General features: G+C 70.0%; 19 protein-coding genes. 7 read left to right on the plus strand and 12 right to left on the minus strand.

Annotated features, from left to right (window positions below):
- The first annotated feature begins 10 nt into the window (after window positions 1–10).
- Genes HPF_RS21770 through HPF_RS21790 form a run of 5 tightly spaced genes read left to right on the plus strand, consistent with a single transcriptional unit; the run spans window position 11 to window position 5,279 of the window.
- Complete coding sequence (locus HPF_RS21770; protein WP_243721643.1) at window positions 11–2,071, plus strand: site-specific recombinase; 2,061 nt, start codon at window positions 11–13, stop codon at window positions 2,069–2,071.
- A 4-nt stretch (window positions 2,072–2,075) separates the two neighbouring features.
- A complete protein-coding gene (gene thiL, locus HPF_RS21775) occupies window positions 2,076–3,038 on the plus strand; it encodes a thiamine-phosphate kinase (RefSeq protein ID WP_133157806.1) in 963 nt (320 codons plus the stop codon).
- Window positions 3,039–3,072: 34 nt separating this feature from the next.
- On the plus strand, window positions 3,073–3,603 hold the full coding sequence (locus HPF_RS21780) for a phosphatidylglycerophosphatase A family protein (protein ID WP_079367419.1): 531 nt from the start codon (window positions 3,073–3,075) through the stop codon (window positions 3,601–3,603).
- A 3-nt stretch (window positions 3,604–3,606) separates the two neighbouring features.
- Entirely contained in the window at window positions 3,607–4,095 is a 489-nt protein-coding gene (locus HPF_RS21785; RefSeq protein WP_066156705.1) for a CinA family protein, read from the plus strand.
- Between the two features lie 8 nt (window positions 4,096–4,103).
- Window positions 4,104–5,279, plus strand: a complete 1,176-nt coding sequence (locus HPF_RS21790) for a DNA alkylation repair protein (RefSeq protein WP_133157807.1) — start codon at window positions 4,104–4,106, stop codon at window positions 5,277–5,279.
- Between the two features lie 18 nt (window positions 5,280–5,297).
- On the opposite strand, the gene HPF_RS21795 is transcribed toward HPF_RS21790, so the two are convergent.
- Window positions 5,298–6,077 carry a UPF0149 family protein gene (locus HPF_RS21795; protein WP_133157808.1) on the minus strand — a complete coding sequence of 260 codons (780 nt, stop codon included), beginning with the start codon at window positions 6,075–6,077 and terminating at the stop codon, window positions 5,298–5,300.
- A gap of 61 nt (window positions 6,078–6,138) precedes the next feature.
- Here HPF_RS21795 and HPF_RS21800 point away from each other — a divergent pair, with 61 nt between their 5' ends.
- A complete protein-coding gene (locus HPF_RS21800; protein ID WP_133157809.1) occupies window positions 6,139–7,758 on the plus strand; it encodes an FMN-binding glutamate synthase family protein in 1,620 nt (539 codons plus the stop codon).
- A 3-nt stretch (window positions 7,759–7,761) separates the two neighbouring features.
- Here the strand turns inward: HPF_RS21800 and HPF_RS21805 are convergent, their stop codons facing one another.
- The 8 genes from HPF_RS21805 to argS all read right to left on the minus strand — a co-directional run bounded on the left by HPF_RS21805 (window position 7,762) and on the right by argS (window position 15,780).
- Window positions 7,762–8,199 (minus strand): putative toxin-antitoxin system toxin component, PIN family, encoded by a 438-nt coding sequence (locus HPF_RS21805; RefSeq protein ID WP_133157810.1) that lies wholly within the window; start codon window positions 8,197–8,199, stop codon window positions 7,762–7,764.
- Window positions 8,196–9,524: a THUMP domain-containing class I SAM-dependent RNA methyltransferase gene (locus HPF_RS21810; protein ID WP_133157811.1), complete on the minus strand. Its 1,329-nt coding sequence runs from the start codon at window positions 9,522–9,524 to the stop codon at window positions 8,196–8,198. The genes HPF_RS21805 and HPF_RS21810 overlap by 4 nt, the downstream gene beginning before the upstream one ends.
- A complete protein-coding gene (rpoN, locus tag HPF_RS21815; protein WP_133157812.1) occupies window positions 9,521–11,140 on the minus strand; it encodes an RNA polymerase factor sigma-54 in 1,620 nt (539 codons plus the stop codon). The genes HPF_RS21810 and rpoN overlap by 4 nt, the downstream gene beginning before the upstream one ends.
- 12 nt (window positions 11,141–11,152) lie before the next feature.
- Entirely contained in the window at window positions 11,153–11,902 is a 750-nt protein-coding gene (lptB, locus tag HPF_RS21820; RefSeq protein ID WP_066156716.1) for an LPS export ABC transporter ATP-binding protein, read from the minus strand.
- A 35-nt stretch (window positions 11,903–11,937) separates the two neighbouring features.
- Window positions 11,938–12,537: a lipopolysaccharide transport periplasmic protein LptA gene (gene lptA / locus HPF_RS21825; RefSeq protein ID WP_066156719.1), complete on the minus strand. Its 600-nt coding sequence runs from the start codon at window positions 12,535–12,537 to the stop codon at window positions 11,938–11,940.
- A gap of 177 nt (window positions 12,538–12,714) precedes the next feature.
- Entirely contained in the window at window positions 12,715–13,353 is a 639-nt protein-coding gene (locus HPF_RS21830) for a thiol:disulfide interchange protein DsbA/DsbL (RefSeq protein ID WP_066156722.1), read from the minus strand.
- A gap of 70 nt (window positions 13,354–13,423) precedes the next feature.
- A complete protein-coding gene (locus tag HPF_RS21835) occupies window positions 13,424–14,092 on the minus strand; it encodes an SPOR domain-containing protein (RefSeq protein ID WP_066156725.1) in 669 nt (222 codons plus the stop codon).
- 14 nt (window positions 14,093–14,106) lie between these two features.
- Window positions 14,107–15,780 carry an arginine--tRNA ligase gene (gene argS / locus HPF_RS21840; RefSeq protein WP_066156728.1) on the minus strand — a complete coding sequence of 558 codons (1,674 nt, stop codon included), beginning with the start codon at window positions 15,778–15,780 and terminating at the stop codon, window positions 14,107–14,109.
- Between the two features lie 115 nt (window positions 15,781–15,895).
- Between argS and HPF_RS21845 the strand changes: the two genes are divergently transcribed.
- On the plus strand, window positions 15,896–16,267 hold the full coding sequence (locus HPF_RS21845) for a PsiF family protein (protein ID WP_066156734.1): 372 nt from the start codon (window positions 15,896–15,898) through the stop codon (window positions 16,265–16,267).
- Between the two features lie 119 nt (window positions 16,268–16,386).
- Here HPF_RS21845 and HPF_RS21850 read toward each other — a convergent pair whose 3' ends face one another.
- The 3 genes from HPF_RS21850 to HPF_RS21860 are packed head-to-tail and all read right to left on the minus strand — an operon-like array spanning window position 16,387 to window position 19,500.
- The gene (locus HPF_RS21850; RefSeq protein WP_066156736.1) at window positions 16,387–17,298 is read right to left on the minus strand and encodes an HTH-type transcriptional regulator ArgP; all 912 of its coding nucleotides are present in this window, start codon (window positions 17,296–17,298) and stop codon (window positions 16,387–16,389) included.
- 43 nt (window positions 17,299–17,341) lie between these two features.
- Window positions 17,342–18,169: an ethanolamine ammonia-lyase subunit EutC gene (gene eutC, locus HPF_RS21855; protein ID WP_079367410.1), complete on the minus strand. Its 828-nt coding sequence runs from the start codon at window positions 18,167–18,169 to the stop codon at window positions 17,342–17,344.
- The gene (locus HPF_RS21860; protein ID WP_424955204.1) at window positions 18,166–19,500 is read right to left on the minus strand and encodes an ethanolamine ammonia-lyase subunit EutB; all 1,335 of its coding nucleotides are present in this window, start codon (window positions 19,498–19,500) and stop codon (window positions 18,166–18,168) included. The genes eutC and HPF_RS21860 overlap by 4 nt, the downstream gene beginning before the upstream one ends.
- Window positions 19,501–19,503 lie beyond the last annotated feature (3 nt).

Raw genomic sequence — 19,503 nt, forward strand, 5'->3', positions numbered from 1 at the left:
AGGCCGGGCTGTGACCAGCGCTGTGGACCCGGTCCGACTGCTCGACCGGCTGGACCCCGAGGCGCCGCTGGCCGAGCGGCACCTCTGGCTGATCGAGGTGCTGCAATGGGTGCGTGGCACCGACGGCGATGCCCGGGCCAGCGTGGCCCGGTTGCAGGTGCTGCTGGACACCGCCCAGGCACGCCCCGGCTGGGTGCGCCGCTGGCGCGCCTGGTGGCGCCGCTTCACCGACACCGTGGACCTGGCGCCGCTGCTGGCCGACCACGGCTTCGCACCGCGCACCGCCTTCCTGAGCGAATTCGGTCACCGCGTGCGCAAGAAGCTGCTGCCCGGCACGCCCGAGACCACCGACCTGGGCGCGCTGTTCGACCTGCTGCTGCCCACGTCCGGCGACGTGCGCTGGCTGCGCGCCCTGGACAGCCAGACGCTGCACCGGCTGCACGCGCTGCTGTTCAGCCCGGGTCCGGACGAACCGGCGACCACCGGACCCGGCCTGTGGGAACGGTCCCTGCTGGATGCGCTGGTGTTCTGCGTGGGCCAGATCACGGCCACCGGCTACGCCGCCGAGATCCGCGTGCGCATGTCCGAGGCCGCCAAGTCGGAGCGCACCTTCCACCAGCTGCCGGTCGACATGGAAGACCTGCGCGACGCGGTGCTGGCCCATGGCGTGCACAGCGCCGAGGTGCAGGCCACGGCCACCCACCTGCGCACGCAGCTGGATGCCTGCCGCCACGCGGCCTACTCGGTCTACACCCACCTGGACGCCCACGGCGTCTCGGTCGGCATCGTGTTCCGGCTGCGCCAGCTGCGCGAGCGCGTGCTGCGCGCCAAGTCCCTGCTGGACTGCCTGCAATCGGCCCAGCCCGAGCGCGCCACGGCGGCCCTGCTGGCCGACCTGGCCCAGATGGGCCACGACAACCGCAGCCTGCGCGCGCTGATCGCCAGCAGCTCGCACCTGACCGCCGCCAAGGTGGCCGAACGCAGCGCCGAGAGCGGGGAGCACTACATCACCCGCGACGCGGCCGAATACCGGCAGATGCTGGGCAAGGCGGCCGGCGGCGGCGCGCTGATCGGCATCACCACCTGGGTCAAGTTCGCGCTGTATGGTCTGGGCCTGTCGCTGTTCTGGAACGGCTTTGCCGCCGGCCTGAACTACGCCTTCTTCTTCGTGCTGGTGCAGCTGCTGCACTGGACCGTGGCCACCAAACAGCCCGCGGTGACGGCGCCGGCCATGGTGGCCAAGCTGCGCGACATCCGCCAGCCGGGCGCGGTGCGGCGCTTCGTCGACGAGGTGGCCAACCTGCTGCGCTCGCAGATCGCGGCCATTCTGGGCAACGTCGGCCTGGTGATCCCGGTGGTCATGCTGATCAGCGGTCTGCTGAGCGCGTTCACCGGCGCGTCCATGATCGACGCCGAGAAGGCGCAGCACGTGCTGCACGACATGCAGCTGCTGGGGCCGACCGCGCTGTTCGCCGCCTTCACCGGCGTGCTGCTGTTCTCCTCCAGCATCATCGCGGGCTGGGTCGAGAACTGGTTCGTGTTCCACCGCCTCGACTCGGCGATCCGCCACAACCCGCGCACCACCCGCTGGCTGGGGCGGGCGCGCGCCGACCGCTGGGCCGGCTTCCTGCGCCGCAACATCTCCGGTCTGGCGGCCAACATCTCGCTGGGCCTGATGCTGGGCATCGTGCCGGCCTTTGCCGAGTTCTTCGGCCTGGGCCTGCAGGTGCGCCACGTCACGCTGTCTGCCGGCCAGGTGGCGGCGGCCGCCATGGCGCTGGGCTGGGACGTGCTGCACGAGCCGGCGTTCTGGTCGGCCGTGGCCGGCGTGGCCGTGGTCGGCCCGATCAACCTGGCGGTGAGCTTCTACCTGGCGTTCCGGCTGGCGCTGAAGGCACAGGCGATCAACGACGCGCACCGCAGCCGCATCTACGCCGCCCTGCGCCACCGCCTGCGCCACGCACCGCTGAGCTTCCTGCTGCCGCCGCGCCCTGGCGCGGAACCACCGCCGGACGCGAGCGACGACGGGTTGAGCGCCGACGCCCCCGACACCGAAACCACACGGGGCTGACGGCGTGGGCGAGTTCGAGCTGATCCGTCGGCATTTCCAGCGCGCGAAGTCCGGGCCGGCGGTGGCGCTGGGCATTGGCGACGACTGCGCCCTGCTCACGCCCAGCCCTGGTCACCAGCTCGCCATCTCCAGCGACATGCTGGTGGAGGGTCACCACTTCTTTCCCGATGTCGACCCGCAAGCACTGGGCCACAAGGCGCTTGCGGTCAATCTCAGCGATCTCGCGGCCATGGGCGCCCGGCCCCTGGGTTTCACGCTGGCGCTGGCCCTGCCCCAGGCCGACGACGGCTGGCTGCACGCCTTCTCTGACGGCCTGCTGGCCCTGGCCGATGACCACGGCTGCCCGCTGGTGGGCGGCGACACCACGCGTGGCCCGTTGAACCTCTGCATCACGGTGTTCGGCGAAGTGACACCCGGACACGCGCTGCGCCGCGATGCCGCCCGGGCCGGCGACGAGCTCTGGCTGAGCGGTCGCACCGGCGAGGCGCGGCTGGCGCTGGAGCGGCTGCGCGGCACCGCCTGGGCGCTGGCGGCACCGAACGACGAGGACCTGTGCCGCCAGCGGCTGGAGCGGCCGGCGCCCAGGCTGGCGCTGGGCCAGGCGCTGGCCGGAGTGGCGCACGCCGCACTTGACCTCAGCGACGGACTGGCCGGTGACCTCGGCCACATCCTCACGGCCAGCGGCGTCGGCGCAGAGATCGACCTGGCCGCACTGCCGGTGGCACCGGCCCTGCAACCACTGGCCGACGCGGACCGCCTGGAGTGTCTGCTCAACGGCGGCGACGACTACGAGCTGCTGTTCACCGCTCCCGCGTCGGCGCGGGACCACATCCTGCGCGCGGGCACCGCCAGTGCCACCCCGGTGCAACGCATCGGTTGCATCACCGCCGAAGCAGGGTTGCGCCTGCTCGGACCGGACGGCCGCATGCGGCCGATGAGCGCCCGCAGCTACGACCATTTCGCCTGAGTGCCGGCCGCGACGCGGAACCGATAATCCCGCCATGTCCGAGACCCTGGCCGCCGACGCTCCCACACCGGTCATTCACCGGCCCGACCTGAAATTCCTGCTCGCCCACCCGGCGCACTTCATCGCCCTGGGCGCCGGTTCGGGCCTGTCGCGCGCCGCGCCCGGCACCGTCGGCACGCTCTGGGCCTGGGCGGCGTTCGTGCTGCTGCAGCCCCTCATGACCGACCTGCGCTGGGCGGCGCTGATCGGGGCCGCCACCCTGGTCGGCTGGTGGGCCTGCACCGTCACCGCGCGGCACATGCGCATCGCCGACTCGGGCCACATCGTCTGGGATGAGGTGGTCGCCTTCTGGCTGGTGCTCTGGCTGGTGATGCCCACGGGCTTCTGGGGCCAGCTCGTCGCCTTTGCGCTGTTCCGGCTGTTCGACGCCGTGAAGATCGGTCCCATGGCCTGGGCCGACCGCACCTTCAAGGGCTTCGGCCCGCGCGGCGGCTTCGGCATCCTGCTCGACGACTTCGCGGCCGCCCTGTGCACGCTGCTCGTCATCGCCCTCTGGAAGTACTGACCCATGCACCCCATTCCGACCCTGGTGGAACAGCTGGCCATGGCCCTGCGGGCGCGCGGCCAGATGATGGCGACCGCCGAGAGCTGCACCGGCGGCCTGATCGCCGGCGCCTGCACCGAGATCAGCGGTTCCAGCGACTGGTTCGAGCGCGGCTTCGTGACCTATTCCAACGCCGCCAAGTGCGAGCTGCTGGGCGTGCCGGCCGCGCTGATCGAGGCGCATGGCGCGGTCAGCGAGGCGGTCGCCCGCACGATGGCCGCGGGCGCGGTGGCGAACGCGCACGCGCACTGGTCGGTGGCGGTCACCGGCATCGCCGGCCCCACGGGCGGCACCGCCGACAAGCCGGTGGGCACGGTCTGGTTCGGCTGGGCCACGCCCGAAGGCGTGTTCACCGAGCACCGCCGATTCGACGGCGACCGCGCCACCGTGCGGCAGGCCACCGTGGCGCACGCGCTGGACGGGCTGCTGCGGCGGCTGTCGCAACACCCCTGAGCCGCGGCATGGCCGAGCCGTTCAAGAACCTGATCAGCACCCGCACCGTCGACACCGCGGGCCGCCACCTGCAGCGCGTGTGGCCCCGCTTCAACCGCGCTGCGTTCGAGCAGCAGGCGGCCAGCGGGCTGGATGCGCTCGAGTTCAAGGCGCGTGCGATGCAGCTGGCCGACGCCCTGGAGGCCACGCTGCCGGATCGCTTCGCACACGCCGCGGACCTGATCGAGGCCAGCCTGGCGCCACCGACCCCGCTCGACGCCGACGGCGAACCGGTGGGCCTGGCCAACAACGAACACGGCGAGGCCGACGAACCCGGCCTGCGCGGCTGGGTGGTCTGGTCGCTGGCGGAATTCGTGGCGCGGCGCGGCATGGACGATGTGCCTCGCGCCCTGGCCTGCCTGCACGCCCTGACCCAGCGCTTCTCGTCCGAGTTCGCGATCCGCCCGTTCATCCAGCGCCATCCGGACGCCGTGTTCGCGACCCTGGCGCAGTGGGTTCATGATCCCAGCGCCCACGTGCGCCGCCTGGTCAGCGAAGGTTCGCGCCCCCGCCTGCCCTGGGGCCTGCGGCTGCAGGCGCTGGTGGCCGATCCGGCGCCGACGCTGCCCCTGCTACGCGCCCTGCAGGACGACCCCAGTGCCTATGTGCGACGCAGCGTCGCCAACCACCTCAACGACATCGCCAAAGACCATCCGGACCTGGTCGCAGCCTGGGTGCAGACCCACCGGCCCAGCGCGGGCGCGCAGCGGGAGGCGCTGCTGCGCCACGCCAGCCGCAGCCTGATCAAGCAGGGCCACGCGCCCACCCTGGCGGCCTGGGGCCTAGCGCGCGGACTGGAAGGCGAGGCCCGGTTGCAGCTGTCGGCGCGCAGCGCCGTCGTCGGCGGAGACATCGGGCTGGGGGTGCAGCTGCACAGCACGGCGGCGACCCCGCAGACCCTGGTGGTCGACTACCTGGTGCACCACGTGCGCGCCAACGGCGGCACCAGCCCCAAGGTGTTCAAGGGCTGGAAGCTGGTGCTGGCGCCGGGCGAACGCTGCACCCTGAGCAAGCGCCACAGCCTGCGCCCGGTCACCACCCGCACCCTCTACCCGGGCCGGCACCGCATCGAGCTGCAGGTCAACGGCGAGGTGTGCGCCGAGGCCGCGTTCGAACTCCTGGCCCAGGAGCCGGAAGGCGGCTGAGCCCCTTTCGGGTGGCGCTCAGGCGCCGTGGCACTTCTTGAATTTCTTGCCGCTGCCACAGGGGCATGGGTCGTTGCGGCCGGGTTCGGCCGACTTGCGCACGGGGTCCACGCGCGGCCCCAGGCTCTGCCAGATCTGGTGCAGGTCGTAGACCGCCCAGATCGCCGACCCGAAGGCGTTGGCACGCGCCTCGCTCACGCTGGGTGGCCCTTCTTCGGCGTGCATGTTGAACGCGGGCTGGCCGGTGTCGTCCTCGGTCAGCACCACGATGGCGTCCAGCGCCTCGTCGATCCAGCCGGCGGTCTCGGCGTCGCGCGGCGGCGCCCACTCCTCCTCCCAGTTCTCGACCACGAACATGAAGCCCAGCGCCCAGACCTGGCCGAAGGCCGGCAGCGGCTGCCCCTCGATCTCGGCCCGCTCCGCCTCGGGCAACATCGCCACCGCGCCGCGCACGTCCATCACCTCTGGGTGGTAGGCGCGTTCGTCGTCGAGCGATTCGACCTTGGCCGCGAGCGATGCCGCCACCTCGTTCCAGCGCCGCGTCCACAGGTCCCTGAACAGGGTGGCCTGCTCGGCGTCCTTGAACGACAGGTCACCCTCGTCCTCGCCGACGCCCACCACCACGGGCAGGGCTTCTTCGGCGCTCACCGGGCGGCGGGTGCACAGCAGGGCCGCGATCGCGCCTTCGCAGAACTCCCATTGCGGCACCTCCTCGTCGCCGACACGAAGGTCGTCCAGGATCGCCTCCAGGGCATCAAACTCGGCGTTGTCCATGGGGGGCAGGTTGTCAAAGCTCATCGGATCGGGGTGGGGTCTTAAGATGCGGGCCAGTGTAGCCGCGCCACCCAGGACTCCCGACATGCTCGACCGCCTCAACGCCCTCTATCCCGTGCGGTACACCGCGCTCGCGCTGTGCGTGGTGTGCGCCCTGCTGAGCCTGTTCACCCTGGTCGGCTTCGGCATCGGCGGCTTCTGGTTCCTGGTGTTCACCGGCCTCTCGGTCCTGGGCTACCGGGACCTGCGCCAGACCAATAGTGCGGTGCTGCGCAACTACCCCGTCATCGGCCACCTGCGCTTCATGCTGGAAAAAATCCGGCCCGAGATGCGCCAGTACTTCATCGAAGGCGACACCGAGGCCGCACCGTTCTCGCGCAGCCAGCGCAGCCTGGCCTACGCGCGCGCCAAGGGCGAGACCGACAAGCGGCCCTTCGGCACCCAGCTCGATGTCAAGGCCGATGGCCATGAGTGGCTGAACCACTCGCTGGCGCCGACCCACCTGGACTCGCACGATTTCCGCATCACCATCGGCGGCCCGGCCTGCGCCCAGCCCTACGAAGCGAGCGTGTTCAACATCTCGGCCATGAGCTTCGGCGCGCTCTCGGCCAACGCCATTCAGGCGCTCAACAGCGGCGCGCAGCAGGGGCGCTTTGCCCACGACACCGGCGAAGGCTCCATCAGCAGCTGGCACCGGCTGCACGGCGGCGACCTGGTCTGGGAAATCGGCTCCGGCTACTTCGGCTGCCGCGACGAACAGGGCCGCTTCAACGACGACCGGTTCAAGGCCAACGCGCTGGACCCGCAGGTGAAGATGATCGAGCTCAAGCTCAGCCAGGGCGCCAAGCCGGGTCACGGCGGTGTGCTGCCCGGCACCAAGGTCACCCCCGAGATCGCGGCCGCGCGCGGGGTGCCGGTGGGCCAGGACTGCATCTCGCCGGCCGCGCACAGCGCGTTCTCCACGCCCATCGAGATGCTGCGCTTCATCGCCCACCTGCGCGAGCTCTCGGGCGGCAAGCCCACCGGCTTCAAGCTCTGCATCGGCCACCCCTGGGAGTGGTTTGCCATCGTCAAGGCGATGTTGGAAACCGGCCTCACACCCGACTTCATCGTGGTCGATGGCGCCGAGGGCGGCACCGGCGCCGCCCCGCTGGAGTTCACCGACCACGTGGGCGCGCCGCTGCAGGAGGGCCTGCGCCTGGTGCACAACACCCTGGTGGGCGTGAACCTGCGCGACCGCATCAAGATCGGCGCCTCCGGCAAGATCGTCAGCGCCTTCGACATCGCGCGCGCCATGGCCATCGGCGCGGACTGGTGCAACAGCGCACGCGGCTTCATGTTCGCGCTGGGCTGCATCCAGGCCCAGAGCTGCCACACCGGACAGTGCCCGACCGGCGTCAGCACGCAGGATCCGATGCGCCAACAGGCCCTGGTGGTGCCCGACAAGGCCACGCGGGTCTTCAACTTCCACCAGAACACGCTCAAGGCCCTGCAGGAGCTGGTGCAGGCCGCCGGGCTGCAGCACCCCGGCGAGATCAGCGCCCAGCACATCGTGCGCCGCGTCAACGAGAACGAGGTCCGGCTGCTGTCCAACCTGCTGCCCACTGTGGCGCCCGGCGCGCTGCTGGGCGACATCCACAGCCTGCACCCGGTGTTCACCACCTACTGGCCCAGCGCCAGCGCCGAACAGTTCGCGCAGGTCTGAGGGTCAGACGCCCGGTGGACACGCCGGCCACTGCCGGCCGACCGCCACACCCAGCGTCGCCAGCCGCTTGCGCATGCACAGCACCGCCTTGTCCTTGCTCAGCAGCGTGGCACCGTGCTGCACGGCGAGGTCGATGAACTGCTGGTCGTCGCCGTCCTTGCAGGTGTAGGGCGCCTTGGGCGCCAGGTCCACGATCTGCACGCGCGCGTCGAATGCCGCCAGCACCCCGTCGGCGGTCAGGGCACGGGACGCCAGGCGCTTGACCACCTGCGGGTAGTCCAGCACGCGCCGCAGTTCCTCGCGCATCACCGGCGTCGCCAGCCAGCGCGTCTGCGCATCGGCCAGCCGCTCGCGCAGTGGCACCGTGGCCGGGTCTTCGTAGACGAAGAGGTCGAGCACGACGTTGGTGTCGAGCACCAGCACCGCCGTCGAGGCGGTCATGCCGATGGCTCGGCCGGCGCGCGCCGTGCGGTGAGGTCGAAGCGGAACAGCCGGCACTCGATGGGACCGTTCCACAGCGGCACGCGGCGCGACTCCTTGAAACGCATCTTGCCGGGCAGCTTGAGGTCGGGCGTGAGCAACCAGGCGCTCCAGCCGGCGTAGTGGCTCTTCCAGTGCGTGGCCAGCTGCGCGAAGAAATCGCTGCCGTCGCTGCCATCGGCCATCTGGGCGCTCTCGCGGCCTAAGCCGGGCTCGGGAGCGGCCTTGGCACCCACGGTGAAGGTGCGGGGCGCACGCGCACCGCGTTCGGCCGCCCGCACCTGGGCGCTCTGCCCTGCCACCCCGGCAGCCGCAATGCGCTCGCCATAGGGCGGGTTCAGCAGCATCACGCCGGGCTTGTCGGTCGGCGGCATGCGCTGCAGCGCGTCACCGCCACGCAGCTCCATCGCGAAGGCCACACCCGCGCGTTCGGCGTTGCGCTGCGCGAAGTCGACCATGCGGAAGGCCACGTCACTGCCGAACACGATGGGCTTGCGCCCGGCCGGCCACTCGCGGCGCTGCTTCGCGGCCTCGTCCTTGAGGGCGTGCCAGACGTGTGGCTGGAACGGCAGCAGCTTCTCGAACGCGAAGCGGCGCTGCAGACCGGGAGCGACCCGCAGCGCGATCTGTGCCGCTTCGATCGCCACCGTGCCGCTGCCGCAGCAGGGGTCGTACAGCGGCACGATGTCGTCCAGCGATTCGGCCTCGGCGCCGTTCCAGCCGGTGGCGGCGATCATGGCCGCGGCCAGCGTTTCCTTCAGCGGCGCGTCGCCTTTGTCCTCGCGCCAGCCGCGCTTGAACAGCGGCTCGCCCGAGGTGTCGATGTAGAGGCTCACCGTGTCGGTGGTCAGGTGGGCGTAGAGCCGCACGTCGGGCCAGGTGGTGTTGACGCTGGGGCGCTCGCCGCGCTTGTCGCGGAAGCGGTCGCAGACCGCGTCCTTGATCTTGAGCGCCGCGAAGTTCAGGCTCTTGAGCGGGCTGTGCTGCGCCGTGACCTCGACCTTGATCGTCTGCTGCGGCGTGAACCAGATTTCCCAGGCGACCTCACTGGCGGCCGCGTACAGGTCGTTCTCGCTGCGGTAGCCGCCGTGCCAGAGTTGCACCAGCACGCGCTGCGCGAGCCGGCAGTGCAGGTTGAGCTTGAGCGCGTCGCGCCAGGACGCCTGCAGCGCCACACCGGCGCGCGACTTCTGCACCGCGGTCTCGCCCGTGATGCGCGTGACTTCGGCGGCGAGGTAGTCCTCCACGCCGGCGGCGCAGGGGAGGAAAAGATTCAATTGGTTCAAAGCGCTTTTCTCAGGTTCGCCGGCGCGATGCGCAGCGCCTCGCGGTATTTCGCGACCGTGCGGCGCGCGCACTCGATGCCCTGCTCCTTGAGCAGGTCCGAGAGCTGGTTGTCGGACAGCGGCTTGGTCGGCTCTTCGGACGCGATGAACTGCTTGAGCAGGGCGCGCACCGCCGTGCTCGACGCATTGCCGCCGGTCTCCGTTCCCAGGCTGGAGCCGAAAAAGTACTTGAGCTCGTAGGTGCCGAACGGCGTGGCCATGTACTTGGCCGTGGTCACGCGGCTGATGGTGGACTCGTGCAAGCCCAGCTCGTCGGCGATCTCGCGCAGCACCAGCGGGCGCTTGGCCAGTTCGCCGTGCATGAAGAAGTTGCGCTGGCGCTCCACGATGGCCGAGGACACGCGCAGGATGGTGTCGAAGCGCTGCTGGATGTTCTTGATGAACCAGCGCGCTTCCTGCAGCCGCTGCTGCATGGCCGCGTGGCCCGCTTCGCCGCCGGCCTCGCGCCGCCCCCGCAGGGCGTTGGCATAGACATCGTGCACGCGCAGGCGCGGCATCACCTCGGCGTTGAGCGAGACCTTGAAACCGCGACCGGCGCGGGTGACGATCACGTCGGGCACCACGACGTTGCGCTCGACGTCGACGAAGCGCCGGCCCGGCTTGGGCTCCAGGCGGGCGATCAGCGCCAGCGCGGCGCGCACGGTCTCGTCGTCGTGCCCGGTGGCCGCACACAGGCGCTTGATGTCGCGCTTGGCCATCAGCTCCAGCGGCTGCTCGCAGATCGCCAGCGCCGCGCGGGCGGCGGGCGTGTTGCGCAGCTCCATGATCTGCAGCCGCAGGCACTCGCCCAGGTCGCGCGCGCCCACGCCCGTGGGCTCCATCTGCTGCAGCCACTGCAGGGCCATGCCCAGGCGCTGCTCAATGGCCTCGACTTCGTCGAAGCGCGGCTCTTCGTCGGCCGGCCGGCCCGCGGTCAGGCGCCAGCAGGCGCGCGCCAGCTCGTGCAGGCTGTCCTCCAGATACCCGTCGTCGTTGAGCGACTCGATCAGGAAAAACAGCGCCGCGCTGTCCTCGTCCGACAGGCGCAGGCAGCGCGCCTGCTCGTGCAGCTGGTCCTGAAGGCTAACCGGCACACGGGCCAGGTCGGCGGCCGTGGCGGTGTCGTCGTCGTCCCCGCCGGAACCGCTGTTGCGCGCGGGTGCATCGCCGCCCCATTCGCTGTCGTCGGGCGCCATCTCGACGGTGCCGTCGCCTTCCCAGCTTTCTTCGACCGGCGCGGCGCCGTCCAGCCGGCTCTCCACGTCGTCGCTGCTGTTGTCCGCGCTGTCGGCCTGGGTGGTGCGGGTGTCCGGCTCGGCGCTGCGCAGCTCGACCACCGGCTGCGCCGCTTCTTCCAGTTGCTCGCCGGCCACCACCGGCGCGTCCGCGGTCTGCACGCCGAAATCTTCGCGATCGGCCACTTCCTCGCCCCGTTCCAGGAACGGGTTCTCGTCGAGCATCTGCTCGACTTCCTGAGCCATCTCCAGCGTGGACAGCTGCAACAGGCGGATCGACTGCTGCAGTTGCGGCGTCAGCGCGAGGTGCTGCGACACCCGCAGCGACAGACCTTGCTTCATCGGCTCATTCCGTCACATGCGGAAGTTCTCGCCCAGGTAGACGCGGCGCACCTCGGCGTTTTCAATGATCTCGGCGGTGGTACCGCTGGCCAGCACATGACCGTCGCTGATGATGTAGGCGTGGTCGCAGATGCCCAGGGTTTCGCGCACGTTGTGGTCGGTGATCAGCACACCGATGCCGCGCGACTTGAGGAAACTGATGATGTGCTGGATCTCCAGCACCGCGATCGGGTCGATGCCGGCGAAGGGCTCGTCCAGCAGGATGAACCGCGGCCGGGTGGCCAGCGCGCGGGCGATCTCCACGCGACGGCGCTCACCGCCCGAGAGGGCGGGCGCGGGCGAATCGCGCAGGTGGTCGACGCGCAGCTCCTTGAGCAGCTCGTCCAGCCGGGCATCGATCTCGCGCGCCGACAACGGCTGGCCGTTCGCGTCCTGCTGCAGCTCCAGCACCGCGCGCACGTTCTGCGCCACCGTGAGCTTGCGGAAGATCGAGGCTTCCTGCGGCAGGTAACCCAGCCCCAGCCGGGCACGGCGGTGGATGGGCAAGGACTCGATGCGGTGACCGTCCAGCAGGATCTCGCCACCGTCGGCCCGCAGCAGGCCGACGATCATGTAGAACGACGTGGTCTTGCCGGCACCGTTGGGGCCCAGCAGTCCCACCACCTCGCCCTTGTCCACCGACAGGGACACGTCCTTGACCACCTTGCGGCTGCCATAGGACTTCTTGAGTCCCCGGACCTCCAGACGGCTGTGCGACGGCATGTCGCCCGACGGACTGGCGCTGGCGACGGTCTCCGTCACTTCTTGGGCTCGGTGATCTTGCCGCTGGGACGCAGCGTGGCCGGATCGGTCGCCGGGGCGGCGGGGCCGTTCTTCTCCTCTTCCGGGATCGGCGTGAGCATGGCGCGCACGCGGCCGGTGGGGTTGGCGGCGGTCTTGCTGGTGTCCCCACCCTTGACCGTGAACACCTCGGTCAGGCTGTTGTAGAGGATCTCGCTGCCCACGCTCTGGTCGTTGAGCAGGGTGCCGCGGTAGCGGCGCAGCACCGCGCGACCGGTGAACAGCACCGTCTGCGCCTTGCTGTCGTATTCGATGCGATCACCCTCGCCCTCGATCCATTCGTCCACGCCTTCCCGCTTCTGGCGGAAGAAACCGGCCTTTTCGGGGGTGCCCAGCAGCAGACCGTACTGATTGCCTTGCGGGTCCTGGCGCACGTCCAGCTTGGCACCGCGCATCAGGATGGTGCCCTTGGTGATCACCACGTTGCCTGTGAACACGCTGGTCTGGCGTGTCTCTTCGTAGCGCAGCGCATCGGCCTCCACGTTCATGGGCTTGTCCTTGTCGGCCTTTTCGGCCTGCGCCAGCAGGGGCAGCATCAGGCCAATGACGGCCAACATCCGGGCGATGGAACGGGGGGTTGGTGCGTGTGGGTGCATGGCGTTTGAGGGCACAGATCTTGCATTCATTGTAGCGGCGCCCAGAGCGTTTCGCCGCTGCGCCGGCACATTGTGCCCGCCATGAAACCAGGAAGCCCGCACAGGGCGGGCTCCGAAGGGAAGAGGGTCAGAAACCGGTCAGCCTTTGCGGGCCTCGGCAATCAGCGAGTCCGCCACCAGCAGGGTGCGCGGCCCTTGTCCGCCCACATAGAACTTGCCGGCGATGCCCAGGGCGGGCGTGCCTTCCACCTGGTAGGCGTCCTGCAGACCAACGGCCTTCTCCGCCAGCTTGGCAGCCTGGCCATTGAAGATGCCCAGAAACTGCTCGCGGTTGACACCCTGTTTTTCGATCCAGGCGGTGATGGCGGGCGCGGTCGTCAGCGGCTGGCGCTCTTCGTGGATCGCCTTGAACACCTTGACGTGCAGCGTGTCCACCAGGTTCAAGGCCTCCAGCGTGAAGTACAGGCGCTGCATCGGCACGAAGTTCTGGTTGAAGGCCACCGGCATGCGGCGCACCGTCACATGGGCCGGTTTGCGCTTGATCCACTCATGAAAGACCGGTTCAAAGTTGTAGCAGTGGATGCAGCTGTACGCGAAGAACTCGACCACCTCGACCTGCCCCGCCGGGCTCTCGGTCGGCGCCGGCTTGGCCAGCCGCTGGAAATCGGTGCCTTCCTTGAAGGCCACGCGCTGGGCCAGGGCCGGCGACAGGGTCAGCCCGCTGGCGGTGGCGGCACCAGCCACCAGGAGGCTGCGCGAAAAATCTCGACGATGCATGGAATCGGACTCCTTGAAATGACCTGAATCAGGCTCCCGGGACAGCGAAAAGTTCCTCGGTACCGTGCAATCAGCGCTGCACCCGCACCAGCGCCGCTTCCACCCCGTTCACCTCCAGCTGTTCGCGCGTGGCCTCGGCCATGGCCTTCTGGCCAAATGGTCCCATGCGGACACGGAACACGGTGCGCCCCGCCTGCTCGCGTTCGGTGATGGTGGCGTCCATGCCCAGCATGGCCAGCCGTGCTTTCTGCGCCTGCGCCTCTTCGGGAGACTTGAATGCCCCCGCCTGCACGAAGTAGGAGAAGGGGTCGGCCCCCTGCGCAGCCGCGGGCTCCGACGCCCCTCCGGCCTTGGCCCTCATGAGGTCGCCCAGCGGATCGCTGTCCGGCTTGGTGGCCGCGTCAGCGGCTTTGGCGGCCGGCGCCTTGTCGGGCTCCGCCGCTGAGGCGTCCTTCGGTGCCGCGTCGCCGGCGGCCGGCGGGGTCGTTTCGACTGGAGCCGGCAGCGGCGGCGGCTTGTTCACCAACCCGGCGTTCGGGTTCCAGCCCTTGTTGCGTTCGGCCTCGGCCGCATCGTCGGCCGGCTTGCGGGTGACACCGCGGTCCACGAATGGCACCGGCACGCGCGTCACATACACGGCCACCGAGAGCGCCAGGCCCAGGCCGACGAGCAGGCCGACCACAAAGCCAACCAGGGTGCCGCCACGCTGAGCGCGGGCCTGCGGGAATGAAATGTTCATGGGAGGTGGGAGGTTCACATCTTCTGCGGGGCGCTCACGCCCAGCACGGCCAGGCCATTGTGCAACACCTGTGCCGTTGCCCGGACCAGCGCCAGACGGGCGCGTTTGACCGCTTCGTCGTCCACCAGGATGCGCTCGGCGTCGTAGTAGCTGTGGTAGGCCGCGGCCAGCTCGCGCAGGTAGAAGGTCACGTCGTGCGGCGCAAAGCCCTCGGCCGCTGCGGTCAGCATGGCCGGGTACTTGGCCAGCAGCAGCATCAGCGACTGCGCGGCCGGCGTGTGCAGGGGCGACAGGTCGGCGCCGGCGAGCGAGTCCACGTCACCGCCCCAGGCCGCCAGCACCGAGCAGATGCGCGCGTGGGCGTACTGCACGTAGTAGACCGGGTTGTCGTTGTTCTTCTGCACCGCCAGATCGACGTCGAAGGTGTATTCGGTGTCGGGTTTGCGACTGAGCAGGAAGAAGCGCACCGCATCCTTGCTGGTCCACTCGATCAGGTCGCGCAGCGTCACATAGCTGCCGGCACGCTTGCTGATCTTGACCTCTTCGCCGTTGCGCACCACGCGCACCATGGTGTGCAGCACGTAGTCGGGGTAGCCCTGGGGGATGCCCACGCCCGCGGCCTGCAGGCCGGCGCGCACGCGGGCGATGGTGCCGTGGTGGTCGGTGCCCTGGATGTTGATGACCTTGGTGAAGCCGCGCTCCCACTTGGCGATGTGATACGCCACGTCGGGCACGAAGTAGGTGTAGGACCCGTCGCCCTTGCGCATGACGCGGTCCTTGTCGTCGCCGTAGTCGGTGGACTTGAGCCACAGCGCGCCATCCTGCTCGTAGGTCTTGCCCGCCTCGCGCAGCTTCTGCACCGCCGCGTCCACACGGCCACTGGTGTAGAGGCTGGACTCCAAGTAGTAGTTGTCGAACTTCACCGCGAAGGCCTTGAGGTCCAGGTCCTGCTCGTGGCGCAGGTAGGCCACGGCGAACAGGCGGATGTCGTCCAGCGCCTCGGGGTCGCCGCTGGCGGTGAATTCGCGGTCGTCGGAATGCACCGTCTTCTTGGCCAGGTAGTCGTTGGCGATGTCCTGGATGTAGTCGCCGTTGTAGGCGGCCTCGGGCCATTCGGCATCACCGGGCTTGAAGCCCTTGATGCGCAGCTGCGTGCTGGTGGCCAGCGTCCCGATCTGCACGCCCGCGTCGTTGTAATAGAACTCGCGGTACACGTCCCAGCCCTGGGTTTCATACAGGCTGCAGATCGCGTCGCCCAGCGCGGCCTGACGGCCGTGGCCCACGTGCAGCGGGCCGGTGGGGTTGGCCGAGACGAACTCCACCATCAGGCGCTGGCCGTTGGACGGCTGGACGCCGAAGGCCTCGCCGGCCTGCAGCACCTCGGTCACGATGGCCTGCTTGGCCGCGGGCTTGAGCCGCAGGTTCAGGAAGCCGGGCCCGGCGATCTCGATGTCGGCCACCCACTGCTGGTAGACGGGCAGCGCCATCAGCGCGGCCTTGAGCTGCTCGCCCAGCTGGCGCGGGTTGGCTTTCAGCGGTTTGGCCAGCTGCATGGCGGCCGTGACGGCGTAGTCGCCATGGGCGGCGACCTTGGGCGATTCGAAGGCGGCCTTGTCGCCGGCACCGGGCGAGAGCTGGTCCAGCGCCTGCGCGAGGCCGGCCAGCAGTTCCTGTTTGATCTTGAGCATAGGGACGGGATTTTAGGTTCGGGAAAGCCCTGCCCCCGGCTGTCAGACAGCCTTAAGACAAACGCGGGTATCGTTTCCGGGCCCGTTTCGGGCGCTTCACCCCACAAGGCACCACATGAAACAACTGCTGACCCTGCTCGCCCTGACCGGAACCCTCTCCCTGGCCCTCGCCCAGACGGCGGCTCCTGCGGCCGCACCCGCCGCCGCTGCGGCACCCGCTCCCGCCGCGGCACCGGCGGCAGCCCCTGCGGCCGACAAGAAGCCGACCGCCCAGCAGAACCGCATGAAGACCTGCAATGCCGACCCGAAAGCCAAGACGCTCAAGGGCGACGAGCGCAAGGCCTTCATGAGCAAGTGCCTGAGCGGCGAGGAAGAGGCCGGCAACAGCCAGCAGAACAAGATGAAGACCTGCAACGAGGAGGCCGGCAAGAAGGCGCTCAAGGGCGATGTGCGCAAGAAGTTCATGAGCGAGTGCCTCAAGGGATGACCCCCCTGCGCCGCTGACGCGGCTTCCCCCCTGCTGCGCGGGGGGACCACACCTGCGGCCGTGCGAAGCCCGTTCCGCGGTGTGCCTGGACAAGGCATTTCGCGCCGGGAACGCTTGTCTTATGAGCTTGATTGCTGCGGCAGCGCAGCATGCGCAGCCGCTTTGACCGCCTGCGTCAGCCGCTGCGCCGACAGCGGCTCGCGCGCCCAGTGCTGCCAGTACAGGGTCACGTCCACCGTGGCGCCGGGCAGCACTTCCTGCAGGCCCGGCCGCCCGGGCAGGTTCTGTTCGGGCACCATGCCCCAGCCCAGCCCCAGTTCGATCGCCCGCTCGAAGGCGTCCACCGCCGGCGCGTAGTGGCGCGGGTAGCTGGGCTGCCTCAGGCCGAAGTGCTGCAGCAGGAAGGCGTCCTGCAGCGCGTCCTTGCGATTGAAGATCACCGCCGGCTGGGCCAGCAACCGGTGGGGCGACACCGCCCCGCGCGGTGTGCGGCAGCGCTGCACCACCTCGGGCGCCGCCACACAGCGGTAGCGCATCACGCCCAGCGGCTCGGCCACGCAGCCGCGCATGGGTTCGGCCAGGGTGGTGACGCAGCCGATCACGTCGCCGCTGCGCAGCAGGTCGTGGGTGTGGTCCTGGTCGTCGATCATCACGTCCAGCAGCAGCCGGTGTTTCTGCAGCACCGGCGCCACGCCGGGCAGGAACCAGCTGGCCACGGAGTCGGCGTTGGTCGCCACGCTCAGGCTCTGCCAGGCCGCACCGGCCCGCGACTCGGCCCCGCCCTGGAGCCCCGCCAGCAGGTCGGCCTCCATCATCTGCAGCTGCTTCACATGGGCCAGCAGGGCCTGGCCGGCGGCCGTGGCGCGCACCGCCTTGCCGCGCACCAGCAGGCGCTGACCCAGGTGTTCTTCGAGCGACTTGATGCGCAGCGACACCGCCGCCAGCGTGAGGTTCAGGGCCTGGGCAGCCGGGCCGAAGCCGCGGTGCTCGACCACGGCGGCCAGGGCTTCGAGTTGGCGGGCGTCCAGCATGTCTGATTGAAACTTGAACGAACCAGAAACGGTTCAGCCCAGTTTAACCAGACAGCCCTTGCGTGGAAGTGGCCGCCACCATGGGCAGGCCGCTGTGGTCCTTGAGGCCGACGCCGGTCAGGCCCAGGCGCAGGCCTTCGTGCACCAGCCAGGCCAGGCGCCGCGCGGCGGTCACCGGGTCCTGGCCGGCCGGGCGCACGTTGGAGATGCAGTTGCGTTCGGCGTCGGTGCGGCCGACGCGCGGCGCGTGCGTGAGGTAGATGCCCACGCTGTCGGGCGAACTCAGCCCGGGGCGCTCGCCCACCACCATGGCCACCATGCGGGCACCCAGCAGCTCGCCCACCTCGTCGGCCACCGCCACCCGGGCCTGGCCTACCAGCACCGGCGGGCTCTGCACGAAGGCCCCGCCCAGCGCCTCGCGGATGGCACCGAACAGGGCCACGGTGTGGCGCTGGATGCCCAGGGCCGACAGGCCGTCGCCCACCACCAGGGCCAGGTCGGGCACGGGGTTGTCGGCGCGCCAAGCCTGCAGCGCGGCGACGCTGGCCTCATCCAGCCGGCGCCCCAGGTCGGGGCGCAGCAGGTACTCGTGGCGGTCGTGGGCCCGGCTGCGCAGCCGCAGCGGCGCGGGCCAGCCGTCGGCCTGCAGCTGCCCGGCCAGCAGGTCCATGTCCAGCGGCAGGTGGATGGCGTCGCGCGCCTGCGCATGAGCGAGGGTGAAGTCCAGCACCTCGCGCGTGGGCAAGCTGGCGCCGGCGCGCCCGAGGGCGATGCGCGCGGGCGTGAAACGTCTGAGGTGGGCCCAGGGGTCGGCGCTGACCTCGATGGTGTGGTGCGGTTCGTCCGGCACAGGCGAGAGGTCCTTCGTCATGCGGGCTCCGGCAGGGTCCACAGGCGCTGAGACAGCGGCAGCTGCGCCGAGGCGGGCAGCAGGCGGCCGTCGGCGCCGGTCACGCCCACGCGCTGCAGCCAGGCCTCGAACTCGGGTGCGCGCTTCAGGCCCAGCAGGTCGCGCAGCACCAGCGCATCGTGAAACGAGGTGCTCTGGTAGTTGAGCATCACGTCGTCGGCGCCGGGCACGCCGATCAGGAAGTTCAGCCCCGCGCTGGCCAGCAGGACCATGAGGTTGTCCATGTCGTCCTGGTCGGCCTCGGCGTGGTTGGTGTAGCAGATGTCGCAGCCCATGGGCAGGCCCAGCAGCTTGCCGCAGAAGTGGTCTTCCAGCCCGGCGCGGATGATCTGCTTGCCGTCGTACAGGTATTCCGGGCCGATGAAGCCGACCACGGTGTTGACCAGCATCGGCCGGTAGCGCCGCGCCACCGCGTAGGCGCGCGCCTCGCAGGTCTGCTGGTCCACGCCGTGGTGGGCGTTGGCCGAGAGGGCACTGCCCTGCCCGGTCTCGAAATACATCACGTTGTCGCCCACCGTGCCGCGCTTGAGTTCGAGTGCGGCGGCGTGCGCCTCGTCCAGCAGCGACAGGGTGATGCCGAAGCTGCGGTTGGCCGCCTCGGTGCCGGCGATGGACTGGAACACCAGGTCCACCGGCGCGCCCAGCTGCATGGCCTGCATCGTGTTGGTGACGTGGGTGAGCACGCAGCTCTGCGTGGGCACGGCGCCGCGCTCGATCACCTCGGCCAGCACGTGGTTCAGGCGCACCAGGTCGGGCACGCTGTCGGACACCGGGTTGACGCCGATCACCGCGTCGCCCGCGCCGTGCAGCAGGCCGTCGATCAGGCTGGCGACGATGCCGGCCGGGTCGTCGGTCGGGTGGTTGGGCTGCAGCCGCACCGAGAGGTGGCTGCGCAGCCCTACGGTGTTGCGAAAGCGCGTGACCACCTCGCGCTTTTTCGCCACCAGCATGAGGTCCTGGTTGCGCATGAGCTTGCTGACGGCCGCCACCATCTCGGGCGTGAGCCCGGCCGAGAGCCGCTCCAGCACCGCGGGCGTGGCCGCGTCGGACAGCAGCCAGTCGCGCAAGCCGCCCACCGTCAGCCCGCTGACCGGCGCGAAGGCCGCGCGATCATGGCCGTCGATGATCAGCCGCGTGACCTCGTCGCTCTCGTAGGGAATCAGCGCCTCGTCCAGGAAGCGCTGCAGCGGCACCTCGGCCAGCACCCATCGCGCGGCCACCCGCTCCTGTTCGGTGGTGGCGGCCAGGCCCGCCAGGGCGTCGCCCGAGCGCAGCGGCGTGGCCTTGGCCATCAC

It is taken from the genome of Hydrogenophaga pseudoflava (assembly GCF_004353865.1).
Lineage (GTDB): Bacteria > Pseudomonadota > Gammaproteobacteria > Burkholderiales > Burkholderiaceae_C > Hydrogenophaga > Hydrogenophaga pseudoflava.

Excerpts from the sequence above, each read along its gene's own strand:
- HPF_RS21780 (WP_079367419.1), top strand. The coding sequence starts at position 3,073 with ATGTCCGAGACCCTGGCCGCCGACGCTCCCACACCGGTCATTCACCGG.
- HPF_RS21785 (WP_066156705.1), top strand. The coding sequence starts at position 3,607 with ATGCACCCCATTCCGACCCTGGTGGAACAGCTGGCCATGGCCCTGCGG.
- HPF_RS21790 (WP_133157807.1), top strand. The coding sequence starts at position 4,104 with ATGGCCGAGCCGTTCAAGAACCTGATCAGCACCCGCACCGTCGACACC.
- HPF_RS21795 (WP_133157808.1), bottom strand. The coding sequence starts at position 6,077 with ATGAGCTTTGACAACCTGCCCCCCATGGACAACGCCGAGTTTGATGCC.
- HPF_RS21800 (WP_133157809.1), top strand. The coding sequence starts at position 6,139 with ATGCTCGACCGCCTCAACGCCCTCTATCCCGTGCGGTACACCGCGCTC.
- HPF_RS21805 (WP_133157810.1), bottom strand. The coding sequence starts at position 8,199 with ATGACCGCCTCGACGGCGGTGCTGGTGCTCGACACCAACGTCGTGCTC.
- rpoN (WP_133157812.1), bottom strand. The coding sequence starts at position 11,140 with ATGAAGCAAGGTCTGTCGCTGCGGGTGTCGCAGCACCTCGCGCTGACG.
- lptB (WP_066156716.1), bottom strand. The coding sequence starts at position 11,902 with ATGCCGTCGCACAGCCGTCTGGAGGTCCGGGGACTCAAGAAGTCCTAT.
- lptA (WP_066156719.1), bottom strand. The coding sequence starts at position 12,537 with ATGTTGGCCGTCATTGGCCTGATGCTGCCCCTGCTGGCGCAGGCCGAA.
- HPF_RS21830 (WP_066156722.1), bottom strand. The coding sequence starts at position 13,353 with ATGCATCGTCGAGATTTTTCGCGCAGCCTCCTGGTGGCTGGTGCCGCC.
- HPF_RS21835 (WP_066156725.1), bottom strand. The coding sequence starts at position 14,092 with ATGAACATTTCATTCCCGCAGGCCCGCGCTCAGCGTGGCGGCACCCTG.
- argS (WP_066156728.1), bottom strand. The coding sequence starts at position 15,780 with ATGCTCAAGATCAAACAGGAACTGCTGGCCGGCCTCGCGCAGGCGCTG.
- HPF_RS21845 (WP_066156734.1), top strand. The coding sequence starts at position 15,896 with ATGAAACAACTGCTGACCCTGCTCGCCCTGACCGGAACCCTCTCCCTG.
- HPF_RS21850 (WP_066156736.1), bottom strand. The coding sequence starts at position 17,298 with ATGCTGGACGCCCGCCAACTCGAAGCCCTGGCCGCCGTGGTCGAGCAC.
- eutC (WP_079367410.1), bottom strand. The coding sequence starts at position 18,169 with ATGACGAAGGACCTCTCGCCTGTGCCGGACGAACCGCACCACACCATC.
- HPF_RS21860 (WP_424955204.1), bottom strand. The coding sequence starts at position 19,500 with ATGGCCAAGGCCACGCCGCTGCGCTCGGGCGACGCCCTGGCGGGCCTG.